Annotated in this window: 16 protein-coding genes and 1 riboswitch; of the genes, 5 read left to right on the top strand and 11 right to left on the bottom strand. The window is 63.1% G+C overall.

The window, feature by feature from the left end; translation table 11 throughout:
• Positions 1-230: 230 nt before the first annotated feature.
• The 3 genes from GSQ89_RS23375 to GSQ89_RS23365 all read right to left on the bottom strand — a co-directional run bounded on the left by GSQ89_RS23375 (position 231) and on the right by GSQ89_RS23365 (position 3,431).
• The gene (locus GSQ89_RS23375) at positions 231-686 is read right to left on the bottom strand and encodes a hypothetical protein (RefSeq protein ID WP_254073323.1); all 456 of its coding nucleotides are present in this window, start codon (positions 684-686) and stop codon (positions 231-233) included.
• A 658-nt stretch (positions 687-1,344) separates the two neighbouring features.
• On the bottom strand, positions 1,345-2,652 hold the full coding sequence (gltA, locus tag GSQ89_RS23370; protein ID WP_158929754.1) for a citrate synthase: 1,308 nt from the start codon (positions 2,650-2,652) through the stop codon (positions 1,345-1,347).
• A gap of 293 nt (positions 2,653-2,945) precedes the next feature.
• The gene (locus GSQ89_RS23365; RefSeq protein ID WP_158929752.1) at positions 2,946-3,431 is read right to left on the bottom strand and encodes a DUF1203 domain-containing protein; all 486 of its coding nucleotides are present in this window, start codon (positions 3,429-3,431) and stop codon (positions 2,946-2,948) included.
• 197 nt (positions 3,432-3,628) lie between these two features.
• Here GSQ89_RS23365 and recQ point away from each other — a divergent pair, with 197 nt between their 5' ends.
• Complete coding sequence (gene recQ, locus GSQ89_RS23360) at positions 3,629-5,482, top strand: DNA helicase RecQ (RefSeq protein WP_158929750.1); 1,854 nt, start codon at positions 3,629-3,631, stop codon at positions 5,480-5,482.
• Between the two features lie 10 nt (positions 5,483-5,492).
• On the opposite strand, the gene GSQ89_RS23355 is transcribed toward recQ, so the two are convergent.
• The 5 genes from GSQ89_RS23355 to GSQ89_RS23335 are packed head-to-tail and all read right to left on the bottom strand — an operon-like array spanning position 5,493 to position 9,488.
• Entirely contained in the window at positions 5,493-5,672 is a 180-nt protein-coding gene (locus GSQ89_RS23355; RefSeq protein ID WP_158929748.1) for a hypothetical protein, read from the bottom strand.
• Entirely contained in the window at positions 5,665-6,657 is a 993-nt protein-coding gene (locus GSQ89_RS23350; protein ID WP_158929746.1) for an ABC transporter ATP-binding protein, read from the bottom strand. The genes GSQ89_RS23355 and GSQ89_RS23350 overlap by 8 nt, the downstream gene beginning before the upstream one ends.
• A complete protein-coding gene (locus tag GSQ89_RS23345) occupies positions 6,650-7,612 on the bottom strand; it encodes an ABC transporter ATP-binding protein (protein ID WP_158929744.1) in 963 nt (320 codons plus the stop codon). Before GSQ89_RS23345 ends, GSQ89_RS23350 begins: the two co-directional genes overlap by 8 nt.
• The gene (locus tag GSQ89_RS23340; RefSeq protein ID WP_158929742.1) at positions 7,612-8,517 is read right to left on the bottom strand and encodes an ABC transporter permease; all 906 of its coding nucleotides are present in this window, start codon (positions 8,515-8,517) and stop codon (positions 7,612-7,614) included. Before GSQ89_RS23340 ends, GSQ89_RS23345 begins: the two co-directional genes overlap by 1 nt.
• Positions 8,517-9,488: an ABC transporter permease gene (locus tag GSQ89_RS23335; protein ID WP_158929740.1), complete on the bottom strand. Its 972-nt coding sequence runs from the start codon at positions 9,486-9,488 to the stop codon at positions 8,517-8,519. The genes GSQ89_RS23340 and GSQ89_RS23335 overlap by 1 nt, the downstream gene beginning before the upstream one ends.
• A gap of 178 nt (positions 9,489-9,666) precedes the next feature.
• A riboswitch (SAM riboswitch) is annotated at positions 9,667-9,746 on the top strand.
• 56 nt (positions 9,747-9,802) lie between these two features.
• Between GSQ89_RS23335 and metZ the strand changes: the two genes are divergently transcribed.
• From metZ to folE, 4 genes are all read left to right on the top strand, one after another.
• Positions 9,803-11,020, top strand: coding sequence for an O-succinylhomoserine sulfhydrylase (gene metZ, locus GSQ89_RS23330; RefSeq protein WP_158929738.1), 1,218 nt, complete (start codon positions 9,803-9,805; stop codon positions 11,018-11,020).
• Entirely contained in the window at positions 10,966-12,237 is a 1,272-nt protein-coding gene (locus GSQ89_RS23325; RefSeq protein ID WP_158929736.1) for an ABC transporter substrate-binding protein, read from the top strand. The genes metZ and GSQ89_RS23325 overlap by 55 nt, the downstream gene beginning before the upstream one ends.
• An 85-nt stretch (positions 12,238-12,322) precedes the next feature.
• Complete coding sequence (gene apaG, locus GSQ89_RS23320; RefSeq protein WP_158929734.1) at positions 12,323-12,817, top strand: Co2+/Mg2+ efflux protein ApaG; 495 nt, start codon at positions 12,323-12,325, stop codon at positions 12,815-12,817.
• 90 nt (positions 12,818-12,907) lie between these two features.
• A complete protein-coding gene (folE, locus tag GSQ89_RS23315; protein ID WP_174254915.1) occupies positions 12,908-13,549 on the top strand; it encodes a GTP cyclohydrolase I FolE in 642 nt (213 codons plus the stop codon).
• Positions 13,550-13,612: 63 nt separating this feature from the next.
• Here folE and GSQ89_RS23310 read toward each other — a convergent pair whose 3' ends face one another.
• From GSQ89_RS23310 to GSQ89_RS23300, 3 genes are all read right to left on the bottom strand, one after another.
• Positions 13,613-14,467 carry a hypothetical protein gene (locus GSQ89_RS23310; protein WP_158929732.1) on the bottom strand — a complete coding sequence of 285 codons (855 nt, stop codon included), beginning with the start codon at positions 14,465-14,467 and terminating at the stop codon, positions 13,613-13,615.
• Positions 14,468-14,507: 40 nt separating this feature from the next.
• Positions 14,508-15,464, bottom strand: coding sequence for an Hsp33 family molecular chaperone HslO (locus tag GSQ89_RS23305; protein ID WP_158929730.1), 957 nt, complete (start codon positions 15,462-15,464; stop codon positions 14,508-14,510).
• A gap of 568 nt (positions 15,465-16,032) precedes the next feature.
• The gene (locus GSQ89_RS23300) at positions 16,033-16,818 is read right to left on the bottom strand and encodes a DpnI domain-containing protein (RefSeq protein ID WP_158929728.1); all 786 of its coding nucleotides are present in this window, start codon (positions 16,816-16,818) and stop codon (positions 16,033-16,035) included.
• Positions 16,819-17,192 lie beyond the last annotated feature (374 nt).

Below are 17,192 nucleotides of genomic sequence, written 5' to 3'. Positions count from 1 at the left end.
CGTCGCAATTGCCCGCGTCATTGCTCGAACCCTGCCACGCTGCCCTTGCTGCCAGCACATCACACGCAGAATGAACTTATGACACAGTAAGACTAGCTCTTTGTTTTCAGTGGCCTGCTGATCCCAGAAATCCGTCGCAGAATGCGACGAACTTCTGGGGCAGGACACTAGCGCTTTGTTTGATCGCATGATTCACGCGCTCTGGACGTTCCGCCCAGCGCGATCATGCTCTAAGGACTGAAGAAATTCGCCGACACCGAGGTGCGGGCGATCAGTTCGCGCAATGCCGGATTGTCCTCGCTGTTTTCCTCGGTCAGCGTTTCCATCGGGACGAAGAACTCATGCGCGTGGGGTAGCTGATGCCGGGCGAACCCTTTGTAGTGATCGCTCTTGAGGCCGTACAGAACGCGCATTTCGCGGACCGGTATCACCACATCGTTGAACGGTTCGTGCGGGATGACCCCCGTGGTCCGCCAGCGTGGCGTGGGATCGGTCGGGGTGATCGGTGCCAGCAGCCATTCGATCGGGCACAGGCACATCATCGAATGCGTGCTTGGTGCGAAACGGGACCGCTTGTCGAGCAGGTTCTGGATGGTGCTGCAGGCCTCGATCGCCAGGATATCGACGAACGGTTCGGCGAATGAGCCACCAAAGTTGAGCCAGAGACCATCGGGGAGGGTGCGCAATCGGGTACTGCCGGGGATTTTGAGAAACGGGCTGCTGATTTTGGTTTCATCTTCGGATGGTCGCCCGCGAAGCCATGATTCCTTGCCACGGCGTGGTTTTACGCCCGGGGGGCGCTGGCCCCATCTTTTGAGGCGACTTTTGACAAGAAGATCCAACGAAACCTTGGCTCGCATAAGTGTCTTCCTGGGCAATTTGGGCGGAAACACAACTAATGCGTGTATTATAAATCTGATTTCGCGCGTATGCGGACGTATCACGAAATATTATGTAGCATATGGTATCTTAATCCTGAGGACTGTCTTGACACATTCGACTCGGTGTACGAGCGCAATTTGTCGCGGGATATGAGCTACCTAATTGTCTGTTTTTGCGTTATTATTTTCATATATCAATGTATTGTATGGCGACTTTGATATCTTGCTTGAAGACAGTGCCACAAGGAGCGTAAATGGCCCGGAACGCAAGATGAATTCTATCTAATGAAATTATCTATCTACACGTTCAGGTTGAAAAACTTGAAAATCGGCGGCCCCTGGGGACCGCCGATGAGATCGCGCATGACGTCACTCTCGGTTTCCTCGTTTACCAGGGCGCTCCCCGTCCGAGATGGGTTCAACTTCTCAGACGATCGCGCCCTGGATCAAGAGGAGCGTGCTTTCAGCCTCGTCGGGCGGGCGGCACGTAATCGCGTTGCGGGGCGCCCGTGTAAATCTGCCGAGGACGGCCGATGCGCTGCTGCGGGTCTTCCATCATCTCCTTCCACTGGCTGACCCAGCCGACCGTGCGGGACACCGCGAACAGCGCGGTGAACATGCTGGTCGGAAAGCCCATCGCCTTGAGGATGATGCCTGAGTAGAAATCGACGTTCGGGTAAAGCTTGCGCTCGATGAAATAGGGATCGCTCAGGGCGATCTTCTCAAGCTCCATCGCCAGGTCCAGCAGCGGGTCGCCCTTGATCCCCAGTTCCTCCAGCACGTCGTGGCAGGCCTTCTGGATGATTTTCGCCCGCGGGTCGTAGTTCTTGTACACCCGGTGGCCGAAGCCCATCAGCTTGGTGTGGTTGTCCTTGTCCTTAACGTCGGCCAGGAATTCCTTGATGTTGTCCACGCTGCCGATCTCGGCGAGCATTTTCAGCACGGCTTCGTTGGCGCCGCCGTGGGCGGGCCCCCACAGGCTGGCGATGCCGGCGGCGATGCAGGCAAACGGATTGGCGCCGGTGGACCCAGCCAGCCTGACCGTCGAGGTGGAGGCATTCTGCTCATGGTCCGCGTGCAGGATCATGATCAGGTCCATCGCCTTGGAAAGGATGGGATTGACCTTGTATTCTTCGGCCGGCACGGCATGGAACATGTACAGGAAGTTTTCCGCATATGTGAGGTCGTTGCGCGGATATACGAAAGGTTGGCCCACGGCGTATTTATGCGCCCAGGCGGCGATGGTCGGCAGCTTGGCGACCAGGCGGAACGCGCTGATGCGGCGGCTTTCGACGTCGTGAATGTCCAGGCTGTCGTGGTAGAAAGCGGACAGCGCGCCAACCACACCGCACATCACCGCCATCGGGTGGGCGTCACGGCGGAAGCCGTTGTAGAAGGTACGAAGCTGCTCATGCAGCATGGTGTGCCGCATCACCCCGTCATGGAATTCCGCAGCTTCGGCGGCGTTCGGCAACTCGCCGTTCAGCAGCAGATAGCACACCTCCAGAAAATTGGATTTCTCGGCAAGCTGCTCGATCGGATAGCCGCGATACAGCAGGATCCCTTCATCGCCGTCGATGTAGGTGATCTTGCTGTCGCAGGACGCCGTGGCGCCGTAGCCGGGATCGTAGGTGAACACGCCCAGGTCGCCGTACAGCTTGCGGATGTCGAAGACGTCCGGACCGACGCTGCCGGATAACAGCGGCAGACTGGTGGACCTGTTCGAGCCGTCCAGGGTGATCGTGACAGACCGTTTAGCTGGGGCGCTCATGCGCGGTGTCCTTATTTTGGGTGCGGCGGCACGCCACCGTCCGACAGACGCGTATCGTCCGCCGGCCCGATGGTTCAGGACAAAATTATGGCGCTATGCGTCGCGACGCAACCTTCGCACGCGCAGCAAAGCGACATGCCAGGAAATTTCCTTGCGAATGGCCTCAAAATTGTTTTCCGACTGGCCGCGTAGCGCCAACATGGCCCGGTTTTCCTGAGAAGCGCATGGCTCGCGGCGTGCCGCTCGGCCGATCGGCGCGCCGCTGACCCCACGCATTGGCATCAATGCGATCTTTATCGCGGCGGCGCACGCTCCACGCGCGACAGCAAACATCCCGGTCGCGCCGTATGGATGTTGACGAACGCGGTTCGGGGATCGTCCAGCGCCCGTGAGAGTGGCGCGTCCACGGCGTCGCCGGAACACACCTGCCCGAGGTCGTAGAGGCACAGATCCTCGGCGTCGTAGGCACGCACCGATACCAGGGCGTTCGAGCGGACGATCGGCGCGACCTCGTCCCGGGCATCGAACCGGGGGCAAGCATCAGCGTGCAGGAAAATCGGGCTGGGAGTCCAATAAATCCCACGAGGCCCGGGCAGGTTGTAGGAACCGAGCAGGACGGTTTCACCGGGTTCGGCGAGACGCAGGCAGTGACGGCATGGGAAGCCGCCGGCCGCCGTCGCCACGGTGCGGCGGAGTGTGTTGCCGTTGTCGTCCAGACCGGTACGGCGGAAACGATCGGCGATTTCGGTCTCGATCGGAATACATTGGAAGGCGGTCATGGTGGTCTCCTCTGTTCCGACGATCATGCCGATGTGTGCACGGCCACGCCCCCCGCTTATTGCTTTCGCATCCCGATGCCGCGACAGCCTTGCCTACCACGCCGTGGGCCTTTAGGTGGGTTAGGCCCGTCCGGGTGGCCCGGCCGAGTCGGTCATTGGCCGTCAGGAACAGGCCGTGAATACGAGAGCGTGTCTGGATGTTTGCCGAAACCATGCTCAGCGATCCGGCGCAGGTGTTGCGCCAAGTCTTCGGTTTTCCCGGCTTTCGCGGCCAGCAGGAACCAGCGGTCAACCATGTGATGGCGGGCGGTGACGCACTGGTGCTGATGCCGACCGGCGGCGGCAAGAGCATCTGCTACCAGGTGCCGGCGCTGGTCCGTCGGGGCACCGCGGTGATTGTCTCGCCCCTGATCGCGCTTATGGACGACCAGGTCGCGGCACTGCGCCAGGTCGGGGTCAACGCGGGCGCGCTGCACTCCGAAATCGATCCGGCCGAGGCACGATCGATCACGCGCGATTTGATCGAGCAGCAGTTGGATCTGCTGTACGTCTCCCCCGAACGGTTGCTGGGCAACGGCACCATGGACCGCTTGTCACGCGTTCAACTGGCGCTGTTCGCGGTGGACGAGGCGCACTGCGTCTCCGCCTGGGGTCACGAATTCCGCCCAGAATACCGCGAGTTGGCGCGCATTCCGGACATGTTTCCGGGCGTGCCCCGCATCGCGCTGACCGCGACCGCCGATCCGCGGACGCAACAGGATATTCTAACGGCGCTGCGGATGGAGTCGGCGAAAGTTTTCGTCTCCAGCTTCCATCGCCCGAATTTGCGCCTGTCCGCCGCGCCGAAAATCGGTGAGACGGCGCAGTTGCTGGAATTCCTGCAACGCCACAAGGGCGAGTGCGGCATCGTTTATTGCGGCAGCCGAGCCAAAACCGAACGGATGGCGGCGAAGCTGACCGAGAAGGGGTTTCCGGCGCTGCCGTTTCATGCCGGCCTCGATCCCTTGTTGAAACGGGAGTCGCTGACCCGGTTCCGCTCCGGGGAGCCGCTGGTGGTGGTGGCGACGATCGCCTTCGGCATGGGGATCGACCGCCCGGATGTGCGGTTCGTGGTCCATCTGGACATGCCGGACAGCCCGGAGGCGTATTACCAGCAGATCGGCCGAGCGGGACGGGATGGCGATCCGGCGGATACGCTGCTGCTCTACGGCGGCCAGGACGTCGCCCAGGCGCGGCACTGGCTGGCTCAGTCGTCGGCGCCCGACGCCCGAAAACGGGTGATGCGGACGAAATTGGAGGAGATGGTCGCGCTGACCGAGGCGGTGACCTGCCGTACCCGATCGTTGCTGACCTGCTTCGGCGAGGCGCTGGATTGCGAATGCGGTCACTGTGACAATTGCGAGGCACCGCCGATCACCGTGGACGCCTCGACCGAGGCGCAGATGGTGCTGTCGGCGGTGTATCGCACCGACCAGATCTTCGGCGCCGCGCATATCGTCGCCGTGCTGCGTGGCGAGAAGACCGAGGGTGTGCTGAGGCATGGGCACGACCGGTTGCGCACGTTCGGGGTCGGTGCCGACCATGCCGGGACCTTCTGGCGCGGGCTGATCCGTCAGTTGATCGCGTTGCGGGCGCTGGACGTCGACACGGAGGGCCACGGCGGCCTGTTCCTGGTGCAGGACGAAGCTCGGCCGATCCTGCGCGGTGAGGTCCGGGTCACCCTGCGGCAGGACCGGCCGCGTCCGGTGCGTACCGACCGGCCGGAGCGTGGCCGCGGGGCCGCGGCTGTGCCGGTGGGCGGGCCGGTGGATGCATCGCTGTACGAGGCGCTGCGGCTATGGCGGCTGGCGGAGGCAAAGGGGCAGGCGATCCCGCCTTATGTGATCTTCCACGATTCGGTGCTGCGGGATATCGCGGCGCTGCGTCCGACAACCCTGGATGAGCTTGCCCAGGTCAAGGGGGTGGGGGCCTCGAAGCTGGAACGGTATGGGCGGCACGTTCTGGGCGTGCTGGACGCAGGGCTGCCGGATGGGCTGATGAAGCGGGGATAGGGGGTCGATACTACCCGTGTCCCGATGGGATGGGCGCACAATTCGTGCGGCCGGATGCGACGCAATCCTGGATCGCTGCCGCGTGCTGCAACTCGTGCATCACGAACAATACGCCCAGGATCAGCACCACGATCAGTCCCAGCCCCACCACGGCGCGCAAAGGGGAGGATTTCGGGTCTTCTTCAGTCATCGCGTCCTTCCTCAACCGCATGGCAGGCGACTTGGACGTCGCCATCCATCACATGCAGCGGCTTTTCCACCCGGCATCGATCCAGCGCAAGCGGGCAGCGTGGATGGAACGCACAGCCCGATGGTGGCGCGATCGGGCTGGGCAGTTCGCCGCCGACCGGGGTACGAGCGCGACCGACTTGCTCCAGGTCCGGGATCGCGTCGAGCAACAGACGTGTGTAGGGGTGACGGGGACGTTGGAAGATGGCTTCGGCCGGACCCTGCTCGACGATGCGGCCGAGATACATCACCCCCAGCCGGTCGGCCATGTGCCGCACCACCGCCAGGTTATGGCTGATGAACAGATAGGTCAGGCCGAGCCGCTGTTGCAGGTCGCGCATGAGGTTGAGGATTTGTGCCTGGACAGAAACGTCCAGCGCGCTCGTCGGTTCGTCGCAGACCAGAAAATCCGGCTCGCTTGCCAGGGCGCGAGCGATGGAGATGCGCTGACGCTGGCCGCCGGAAAACTCGTGCGGGTATTTGTCGCCGTCGCGCACGGTCAGGCCGACCTGCGCCAGCAACGATCCCACCCGGCCCTGCACCTCGTTCGGACGCGTCGCCAGGCGAAACGCACGAATAGGTTCGGCAACGATGTCGGTGACCCGCCAGCGCGGGTTCAGCGACGCGTAAGGATCCTGAAAAATCATGTTCATCCGCCGCCGCATCGCCGGCTGCGCCCGGGCACTCGACAGCGCCTGATTCTCAAATAGGATGTCGCCGTTGCTGGGCCGGTACAATCCGACGGCGAGCCGGGCGATGGTGGACTTGCCGCAGCCCGACTCACCCACCAGCGCGAACGTGGTGCCTTGGGTGATGGTGAACGACACGTCGTCGACGGCGCGCAGGCTGCGGCGCGATTCGCGCGCGAGCACCCGTTGCAGGAAGGGACGCGAGACGTCGAAGAAGTGTGAGACCCCAACGGCCTGCAGTGTTTTTGCGTCAGCCATGCGCGTGCAGCCAGCAGGCGGCGCTGGTGGCGCCGGCCGGGATCAGTTCCGGCGGTTCGTTGGTGCAGCGTTCGAAGGCACGCGGACAGCGGGGGTGGAAGCGGCATCCGCTGGGTATGGCGTCCAGTCGGGGCATGGCGCCGTCGATCTGGTGCAGCCGGCTCACGCGGTGCTCCAGCGACGGGATGCTGGCCATCAGGCCGTGGGTGTAGGGGTGCGCCGGATGGCGGATGACGGCGGCGACAGGGCCGATCTCGGCGATCCGGCCGGCATACATCACCGCGACGCGGTCGGCGGTTTCGGCGATGACGCCCATGTCGTGAGTGACCAGCATCACGGCGGTGCCATGGTCGCGGGTCAGGTCTTTCAGCAGCGTGATGATCTGCGCCTGGATCGAAACATCCAGCGCCGTGGTGGGTTCGTCGGCGATGACCAAGGCCGGTTCGGCGCACAAGGCCAGCGCGATCACCACTCGCTGCCTCTGACCGCCGGAAAACTCGTGCGGGTAGGCGCCGATACGCTGGGCGGCGGCGGGGATGCCGACCCGGTCGAGCCAGCCGATCGCCTTGCGCCTGGCCTCGGCGTCGGACAGCCGCGCGTGAGTCTGCATCGTTTCGGTCAACTGACGGCCGATCGTGTAAAGCGGGTTCAGCGTGGTCAGCGGGTCTTGGAAGATCATGCCGATCCGGCGACCTCTGATCCTGCGCAAGGGCTCCGGCGCAAGATTGTCGATGCGCTTTCCGTCAAATTTTATTTCGCCTCCGGCGATGCGGCCGGGCCGTTCCAGCAATCCGACAATGGCGGCCCCGGTCAGCGACTTGCCGGCGCCGGACTCGCCGACGACGCCCAGGATTTCGCCGCTGTCGATGGAGAACGACACCTGATCCAACGCGCGCAGGGTGCCGCGACGGGTGGGAAATTCCACGGTCAGGTCCTGGACATCCAGTAGCGCCATCAGCGCAGCCTGGGGTTCAGCGCGTCGCGCAGCCAGTCGCCCAGCAGGTTGATCGCCAGGACCATCAGCACAAGGGTGACGCCGGGGAACACGCTGACCCACCACTGGCCGGAAAACAGGAAGTCGTCGCCGAAACGAATCAGTGTACCGAGCGACGGTTGCGTGGGCGGCAGGCCGACGCCCAGGAAGGACAACGTGGCCTCGGCGATCACCGCCAGCCCCAGGTTCAGCGTGCCGATCACCATCACCGGCCCGGTCACGTTCGGCAGCACATGGCTGACCATGATGCGCCACGACGGCACCCCGATGACACGAGCGGCCATCACATAGTCCTTGTTGCGCTCGACCAGCGTTGACCCCCGCACGGTGCGCGCGAAATTGGGCCAGAAGCTGATGCCGATGGCGAAGATGATGACGTAGATCTGCAGCGCCTCCCGCATCGTGCGGGGCAGCGCGGCGGTGATGACGCCATCGACCAGAAGCGCGGTCAGCAGCGAGGGAAACGTCAGTTGCACATCGGCGATGCGCATCAGGACACTGTCGATCAGTCCGCCCGCGTAACCGGCGAGCAGGCCGGCGGCGACGCCGACGACGATGGCGAACAGCACGGACAGCAGACCGACCATCAGGCTGATGCGCATGCCGTACATGATGGCGGACAGGACGTCGCGGCCCTGGTTGTCGGTGCCCAACAGGTTGGACCAGTCGGCGTCCGGCATCCCGATCGGCGGCTTGAAGCTGTCCATCAGTGACAGCGATGCCACGTCCATCGGGTCATGCGGTGCGATCAATGGCGCGAACACCGCGGCCAACACCAGGATCAGCGCCACCAGTGCGGCGATCAACGCCACCGGCGAGTGGCGGAAACTGTAGGCCAGATCACTGTCCCAGGCGCGCGCGAGCATCAGCGGCGGATCCTCAGGCGAGGATCGACCGCGTAGTAAAGCAGATCGACGACCAGGTTGATCAGCACGAACACCAGCGCGATCAGCATCAGATAGGCGGACATCACAGGGATGTCGACGACGGCGACGGACTGCACCAGCAGCAGCCCCATGCCGGGCCACTGGAAAACCGTTTCCGTTACCAGGGAGAATCCGACGATGCCACCGAACTGCAAGCCGATGATGGTGATGACCGGAACCAGGGTGTTTTTCAGCGCGTGCCCGAAATTGATCGACCGGTTGGTCAGCCCGCGCGCCCGGGCGAACTTGATGTAGTCGGTGCGCAGCACTTCCAGCATCTCGGCGCGCACCAGGCGCATCAGGAGGGTCATCTGGAACATGCCGAGCGTAATCGCCGGCAGAATCAGGGAACGGATGCCGGCCCAGGAGGTGAAGCCGGTCGTCCACCATGCGCCGACATGCACGGCGGGACCTCGGCCGAAGCTGGGCAGCCAGCCCAGCCACACAGAGAACACCAGGATCAACAGGATGCCCAGCAGGAATGTCGGCAACGACACGCCAATCAGGCTGCCGGTCATGAACAGGCGCGATAGCAGCGTGTTGCGGTGGATGCCGGTGTAGACGCCCATCGGAACGCCGATCGCGAACGCTAGCACCGAGGCGGTGATCGCCAGTTCCAGCGTCGCCGGCAACCGCTCCGCGATCAGGCTGCTGACGGGTTGGGCGAGGCGGTAGCTGATGCCGAAATTGCCATGCAGCATGGCCCACAGGAACCGGCCGTACTGGACGAAGAAGGGCTGGTCGAAGCCAAGCTCCTTGATCAGCGCCAGTCGCTGCGCCTCGGTATGGTCTTGTCCGAGGAGAATGTTCACCGGGTCGCCGACATAGTTGAACAGGGCGAAGGCGATGAAGCCGACGACCAGAAGGACGGGGATAGCCTGGAGGAGCCGGGAACTAATGAAACCGAGCATTCGGGCGCGAACTAAGGCGGATCGGCGGGGCTTTGCCAAGGGGGAAATGCGTGGTTCGACCGATCATTTCGCGGTTCGTCCTCTGGCGTTACCGATCGGGTCGTTTCCGTTTCCGATCGCGGCCCGGAGTCCCATTGACGAAATCCCGCGTTTGGTCCTATCAGCGCGATGTCGGGATGTTCCTGACCCTCGTGATTTGTCCGGCCGGATTGCGGCGAGGTGAAATAAGCGCGCTAAAGAGGCCAGCATCAGGTTCGGTTCCCGCTGGACCCAAGCTGCTCGACGGTCGGCCCAACGTGCAAGGGCCCTGACATATGACACTCGATCCATCCCGCCTGCGTCCCGCGACCCGCCTGGTTCATGGCGGCGTTCAACGCACCCATCACGGCGAAACCGCCGAAGCGCTGTTTCTGACCTCCGGCTACGTCTATGACGATGCCGAACAGGCCGAGGCGACATTCTCCGGCAAAGTCGAGCACTATCAGTATTCCCGCTTCGCCAACCCGACACTCAGCATGCTGGAACAGCGCCTGGCGCTAATCGAGGGCGCGGAAGACTGCCGCACCGCCGCCACCGGCATGGCCGCGGTCAACGCGGCGCTGCTGTCGCACCTCCAAACCGGCGATCGGGTCGTGGCCGCTCGGGCTCTGTTCGGGTCGTGCCACTGGATCGTCTCGACCTTGCTGCCGAAATTCGGCATCCAGACTGAATTCGTCGATGGCGGCGACCTGGCCCAATGGAAGGCGGCGCTGTCGCGTCCGGCCAACCTGGTGCTGCTGGAATCGCCGTCCAATCCGATGCTGGATATGGTCGATCTGCCGGCGGTGGCCGAGATGGCGCATGCGGCAGGGGCGATCGTCGTGGTGGACAATGTGTTCGCCACGCCACTGCTGCAGCAGCCGCTGAAGCTGGGTGCCGATGTCGTGGTGTATTCCTGTACCAAGCACATGGACGGACAGGGCAGGGTGCTGGGCGGCGCCATCCTGGGCAGCAAGAAGTGGATCAACGACGTGCTGCAGCCGTTCATCCGCAACACCGGCCCGGCGCTGTCGCCGTTCAACGCCTGGGTGCTGTTGAAGGGGCTCGAGACGATGGCGCTGCGGGTCGATGCTGCCAGCCGTTCGGCTGCCTCGATCGCCGATTTCCTGGCGGAGCAGCCCGGCGTCATCCGGGTCTGGTATCCGACGCGCGCCGATCACCCGCAGCAGGCGCTGGCGCTGAAGCAAATGACCGCCGGCGGAACGGTCGTGACGTTCGAGGTGGCGGGCGGCAAGGATGGCGCATTCGAGGTCATGAACAGCTTCGAACTGATCCTTGTGTCCAACAACCTGGGTGATTCCAAGTCGCTCGCCACGCATCCGGCAACGACCACGCATATGCGCATCGGCGAGCAGGAGCGCGCCCGACTGGGTATCACCGACGGTGTCATTCGCCTGTCGATCGGCCTTGAGGATCCGGACGATATCAAGGACGACCTGTGCCGGGCGCTGGATCGGCTGAACACGGCGAAGCCGGTCCTGGCGGCGAACTGACCGGCATGGGGCGAGCCGCCCTGACTCGCCGCTTACTGGTCGCTTCCGCGGGCGTGGCGGCCCTGCCGGTGGTGGGGCGGACGCAGGACGCGCCGCCGCCGGTGGTGATCGGGGTGTTGACGGACCGCACCGGGATCGGCGAGGCGGTGTCCGGGCCGCCGCTGGTGGAAGCCGTGCGAATGGCGGTGCAGGACACCGGTGCCCTGCCGGATGGCCGTCCGATGTCGATCGTGACCGCGTCCTATAGGCTGAAACCGGACGATGCGGTCGCGATCGCCGGGCGCTGGTTCGATCAGGGTGTATCGGTGGTCGTCGACGTGCCCGGTTCCGCCGCGGCGGTGGCCGTGCAGGCGTTGGCTCGGGCGCGCGGCCGCTCGATGCTGGTGACCGGCAGCGTCAATCCCGCCTTGACCGGACGGGACTGTTCGCCGTTCGGTTCCAGTTGGGGGATCGACAGCGCGTCGATGACGACCGCCCTGGCCGGTGCGCTGGCGCGGTTGGGCACCAAAACCTGGTTCCTGGTCGCGCCCGACACGGTTCTGGGCCAGGCGGTGCAGTCTGATGCGGTCTGGGCGATCGAGGCGGTGGGCGGCCGTGTGGCGGGACGATCCCGTCACCCACCGGAGGCGACCGATTTCGCGTCCATCGTGACCCAGGTGAAGGACTCGGGTGCCCGGGCGGTCGGATTGTGCGATATCGCGGGGGATCTGACCGGGCAACTTGCTGAGTTCCAGGCCGGCGGCCTGTTCGATGACGGTCGCGCCGTCGTGGCATTCCTGCCGGCGATCACGAATATTCATGCCGCGGGCGCAAAGGCGGCGCACGGGCTGATTTTGGCCAGCCCGTTCTACTGGAACCAAAACGACCAGGCGATATCGTTTGCCAATCGTTTCATCGCCGGCACCGGTCAGATGCCCGACGCGGCGCATGCCGCCGCCTATGTCGCCGTGCGCCACTATCTGCGCGCCGTGGCCGCGACCGACGGCCTGGACGCCGCTTTGATCAACCAGGAAATGCGCCGCGCGCCGGTTTATTTCTTCGGCCGTTCCGCTTTGTTGCGTCTGGACGGACGTCTGGCGATCGACCTGTCGTTACTGCGCGTGAAGCCGGCGGCCGCGATGCGTGGAGAATGGGATCATTACGAGCAGATCGGCGTGATCCGCGCGGCGGACATCTACCAGCCACTGAACCAGACGGGCTGCACGCTGGCACCTTGAGGCATGTTGGAAGGCTCCATCCTGGACAAGCAGCGCGGATTGGTTCTTGATTTTAAGTTCCGGCAAGGCAAGAAGGATTGCTGTCATGTCGTCTGAAGATTCCAAGCCCGGCCGCGGCAAGCGTCCGGCGTCACCCGCGTTTCAGCCGCAGCGGCCAGGCCGCTCCGCTGGCAACACGCGCGCGGACTATTCGCGCACGACGCGTGACGTGCATGTCTCGGTCCGCTCCTTCTTCCTGGCGGACCAGTCGCAGCCTGACGAAAACCACTTCGTCTGGGCCTATCGCGTGAAGATCGAGAACCAGGGGGCGGAGCCGATCCAACTGCTGCGCCGCACCTGGCAGATCACCGACGCGCGCGGGCGCACCCAGCACGTGCACGGCGCCGGCGTGGTCGGCGAGCAGCCACTGCTGGAGCCGGGCGAGAGCTTCGAATACACCTCCGGCACGCCGCTCGACACGCCGTCCGGCTTCATGACCGGCGCGTATCACATGGTGGTGCCGTCCTCCGGTGAGAACTTCGACGTGGCCATTCCGGCCTTCAGCCTGGACAGCCCGCACCAAAGCGGTAGGGTTCACTGACCTGACATAAACAGGTTGCGGGGTCATTTGCCGGCCCCATATCGATTTGGGGCGGTCAACCCCAAGGAATAAGCCGGAGGATCCTGCGCGGTGAACATTGTTACGCCTACCTCGCCCCGAGCCGTGAGCACGGCATCGGCAGAGAGACCGACGCGAGAGGAGGCCGAAGCGGCCGTTCGCACCCTGCTGCTGTGGGCCGGCGACGACCCGGACCGGGAGGGGTTACGTGATACACCGTCCCGTGTCACGCGCGCGTTCAAGGAGTTCTTTGTCGGCTATGCCACCGATCCGGTGGCCGTCCTGGAACGCACGTTCGAGGAGACCGACGGTTACGACGAAATCGTCCTGCTGCGCGACATAAGGCTGGAAAGCACGTGCGAGCATCACATGGCGCCCATCATCGGCCGGGTCCATGTCGCTTATCTGCCGCATCGGCGGGTGGTGGGGATCAGCAAGCTGGCGCGCGTCGTTGACGCCTATGCCAAGCGCCTGCAGATCCAGGAAAAGCTGACCGCGCAGATCGCCAACACCATCCAGGAGGTGCTGGAGCCGCGCGGCGTGGCAGTCGTCATCGAGGCCGCGCATCAGTGCATGACCACGCGCGGCGTCCACAAGCCGGGCGTGACCATGGTCACCAGCCGCATGCTGGGTGCGTTCCGCGACGACCCGACGACAAGGCGCGAACTGCTGGCGATGATCGGCAGCCGCGGCTCGAACATCCTGACTGAGTAGCCCTTTGGGGAGCACCGCCGAGGCACCCAGCGTCGGTAGCTGTCCTCTGGCCCGGATAACGCCCTATTGTGCCTGCGGATAGTCCGGTTGCGGATAGGGCGACTGCGGATAGTTCGGCTGCTGAGGTTGCGGATAGCTCGGCGGCGATGACTGCGGATAAGTCGGTTGGGGATAGCCTGGCTGCTGATAGCTCGGCTGCTGAGGCTGCGGATAGGCCGATTGCGGCGGCTGCAGATAGGTGGGTTGCGGCGACTGCTGGGAAGCCGGCGGATAGCCGGGCGCGGCGGATGGTGTGGCGCCGGCAGGCGCCGACGGTGCCCCTGGAGGCGGCGCTTGATTGCCGTCCAGCGGTGCCTGTTCCACCGGTGCCGCCGGCGCGGTGGTGTCCGTCAGCCAGGGCTTCAGATGATGCCGGATCTGGTATTCGAACTCGATGTTCATGTCGTTCATCATCGCCTTGGTCATGTCGTAGAGGACTGACCGCAGACCGTGAACATCGCCGGTGCGCCGGCTTTGCTCATGCGCCTGGGCATAGCCAAGCTGCGCGCCGCTATCGTCGATGATCGCCAGCGACACGGTCAGCGATCCGGTCACCACATCCTCATCACGCGTCATGGACGCATCCAGGATCGAGAAAACCGCCTTGTTGGCGGTGCCGAACGCCTGCAGCCGGTCGTTCGCCATGGCTTTCAGGGCCTCGATCGGCGAGGCTGGATCTCGGTTGCTGACATCGGGCGGCACACCGGCCGGGACAAAACGCTGCTCGATCGCGATCGAGGCGACCTTCAACTGGATCGGCGGCAGATCGTTATAGCGCAGCGGCGGGAAAAGTTCATCTTCATCCTCGCCTCCGCCACAGGCGGCGAGGGCGAGCGGCAGCAGCAGCATAAAGCGGCGGGTCAGGTGTGTGGCTTGCATGAAGGCGGAAAGTCCCTTGCTTGCTTAGTCGGTATCTGGATCACGAGGCGACCTGTCCTTGAACGTCACCGCGGGGGAAGCGGAAATCAAAATTGCAGAATTCGCACGTCATGACGATATCGTTATCGATCGCCATATGATCCAGGTCTTCGGCCGGGAAGCCTTCCAGGATACTAGCCAGGCGGGCGCGGGAACAGCGGCAGCCGAACGACAAAGCACGAGCGCGATCGGTGGCGACGCCTTCGGTGTGGAACAGCCGGTAGAGCAGGCGGTCGGCCGGCAGCGCGTCATCCAGCAGCTCCGCGTCGGTCAGCGTGGCGGCCAGCGTGGTGGCGGTGTGCCAGCTTTCCTCCTGGGCGGCGTCGTTCAACGCCGGGTCGATGCCGCCGGCACCGGCGACTTTCTCCAGGATCAGCGCACCGGCCCGCCAGCCGGATGGGGTGTGCGTGCACGCCAGGCGCATCTGGCAGCGCAACTGCTCGCTGGTGGCGAAATAGTGCAGCGCCATGTCGGCGAGCGACCCGCCCTCGATGGCGACGATGCCCTGGTGGCGGTTCTGCTCGCCGCCCTGGTCGACGGTGAAGGCGAGGAAGCCGGTGCCCAGCAGCGCCTCGGCCGACGGGGTAGGGTCGAGGGCCAGCAGCGCGTCGAGCTTGCCGCGGTTGGTGATGGCGTGGCCGCGCAGCTCGCCGGCATCGGTGCAGTCGGCCAGCAGCATGGACACCGGGCCGTCGCCCTTGGCTTGCAGGCTGAAGGAGCCGCGGAATTTCAACGCCGTGGACAGCCCGGCCGCCAAGGCGAGCGCCTGGCCGACCAGGGCAGTGACCACCGGATGGTTGTCGTGGCGGCTCAACAGTGCATCGGCGAGCGGACCCAGCCGCACCAGGCGGCCTCGCACAGGACGCTGCGGCAGGAAGAACGGGACGACGCCGCGCGGCACGACGATATCGGGCACTGGCGGACGGCCGCCATCGAGGAAGGCTGGTGTGTCGGACATGCTGCCAAGATAGGCATGTCCGGGGCGCGCCGCTACCTGTCCCAGGTTAGGAATCAGCTTCGATCCTGAGGTAATGCCCGAACTCTATCTTGCCTGATTCGATTTTCGGAAACCGCCACCCCCGAGTGGTACGGTATCACGGTCAACGCTCTTGAAACCGCTGCGGCCAAGCGTTGTGCCGGCCGGCGATCAAGTCACATCTTGGCCTTCAAATTCCCTGGAGTGGTCGCCGATACGATAACTGGTGACGGAGCATTTAAGCGCTGGTGTTGGGTGACGCGGTAAGTGTCGCTTTGAGGAAGGCTTCGGCTAATTTTCGCGATGGGAAATTCGCTACCAATTCGTAATCCGGAGTTTCCTCTGCCGATTCCATAGACCGAAGAACAACGAACCGATCGGCGCGCCGTTCCGTCACGTGAGTTAGATCATCATTATGGTGAGGCGACATATGTCGCGCTCCGCAGAACGGGCAGTCATCGTCGCACATGCACGACCAGTCGTCTGTCCATTCTGCATCGCAACGGGCGCACTGGTAGTGATTCCTGTACCATGCCATAACAACCTCCAATTATTCGGGATTCCAGTTTACCAATCGATATGTTCCTCGTCCCACAAAATCGAGATAGCCATTATCGCGTAGAACCTGCAATTTCTGCCGTATCTTTTCTTTTATATACCGATTTAGCGGATGGGCGGTTCTAAGTTCATCCTCGAATTGGTAGAGTTCTTCAATCTTGAACGTACGCTTTTTGATCTTTTCGATACATTGCATCACACTCAGAATCCATCCTTTTGCCCGCACATCCTGCTGCTCTTTAAGGAAGCGTACCGCCCGCCACTTTGCCAGGACGTCCTCTCTGGGCTCAATAATGCGATCCTTGATTAAAGAAATTCGCCCAGCGGATGGGACGCCGCAAATTGCTATTTTGCACCCGATCCAGCCGGCGCGGCGAGCTGTCGGGGATAGTGGCTTCCTCTCTCGAATAATCTCTGGAATGAAGAAATATTTGGGGATGACGAGAAGATTGATGACCGACAGTTGTTTTAGATCGTAATGGAGAAGGAGCAGGTTAGGGTTTTGATTTCCCTTCAACCGTTCGATCATGGTTTTGTAGGCACCATCAGCCACATTAGGGCCGAATGCTCTTCCCTGACTTTTCAGTTCGAAATCTTCTCTACAATGCGAACAAAAAAAGTCTGCAACAGGACGGTTGTTGCTGTATCGGCCAATATCAACTTGCCCGCAACTCGGACAGTAAACCTCCTGGTCAACCCAGTGTTCGCTAAGGTTTCTGATTTTTTGTGGGCGACTTTTATATAAATCGCCACGCGAGACCTCGAAAGATAAATTCATCCAGTTACGGCTTCGAAGTCCGACAACCAGACTGTTCGGCCCGTATGCAAGCAGCCCTCTCCTTTAGGCGGAATGCATCCCGTCGTTTCGTCTGCATGTGCTGACCGAGCCGCCGGCCCGACCTCGGTGTCATGATAGCCTCTCCGCCACTATCCCATGATCTATGGTTACGTTTTGTTCTTCCATACGTCAATATGGCTTTTACGTAAATTGCGTTGCGACCCCCGCCCTTGCGGATCGGGCTAAAGCTGACCTCCCGGTTCCCCCACTGTATCTTGCCGTTGCCACTACCCACCATCGCGCGCCCCAGGCTGGCGGACGCGACCCCCGCCGGATACCCTCAGCCCAAGCCGGTTCGGAACCGCCCGGCGCCT

It is taken from the genome of Acidisphaera sp. S103 (assembly GCF_009765975.1).
Lineage (GTDB): Bacteria > Pseudomonadota > Alphaproteobacteria > Acetobacterales > Acetobacteraceae > Rhodopila.
The sequence above is the reverse complement of the archived record's forward strand: the minus strand, read 5'-3'. Positions and strand labels throughout refer to the sequence as shown.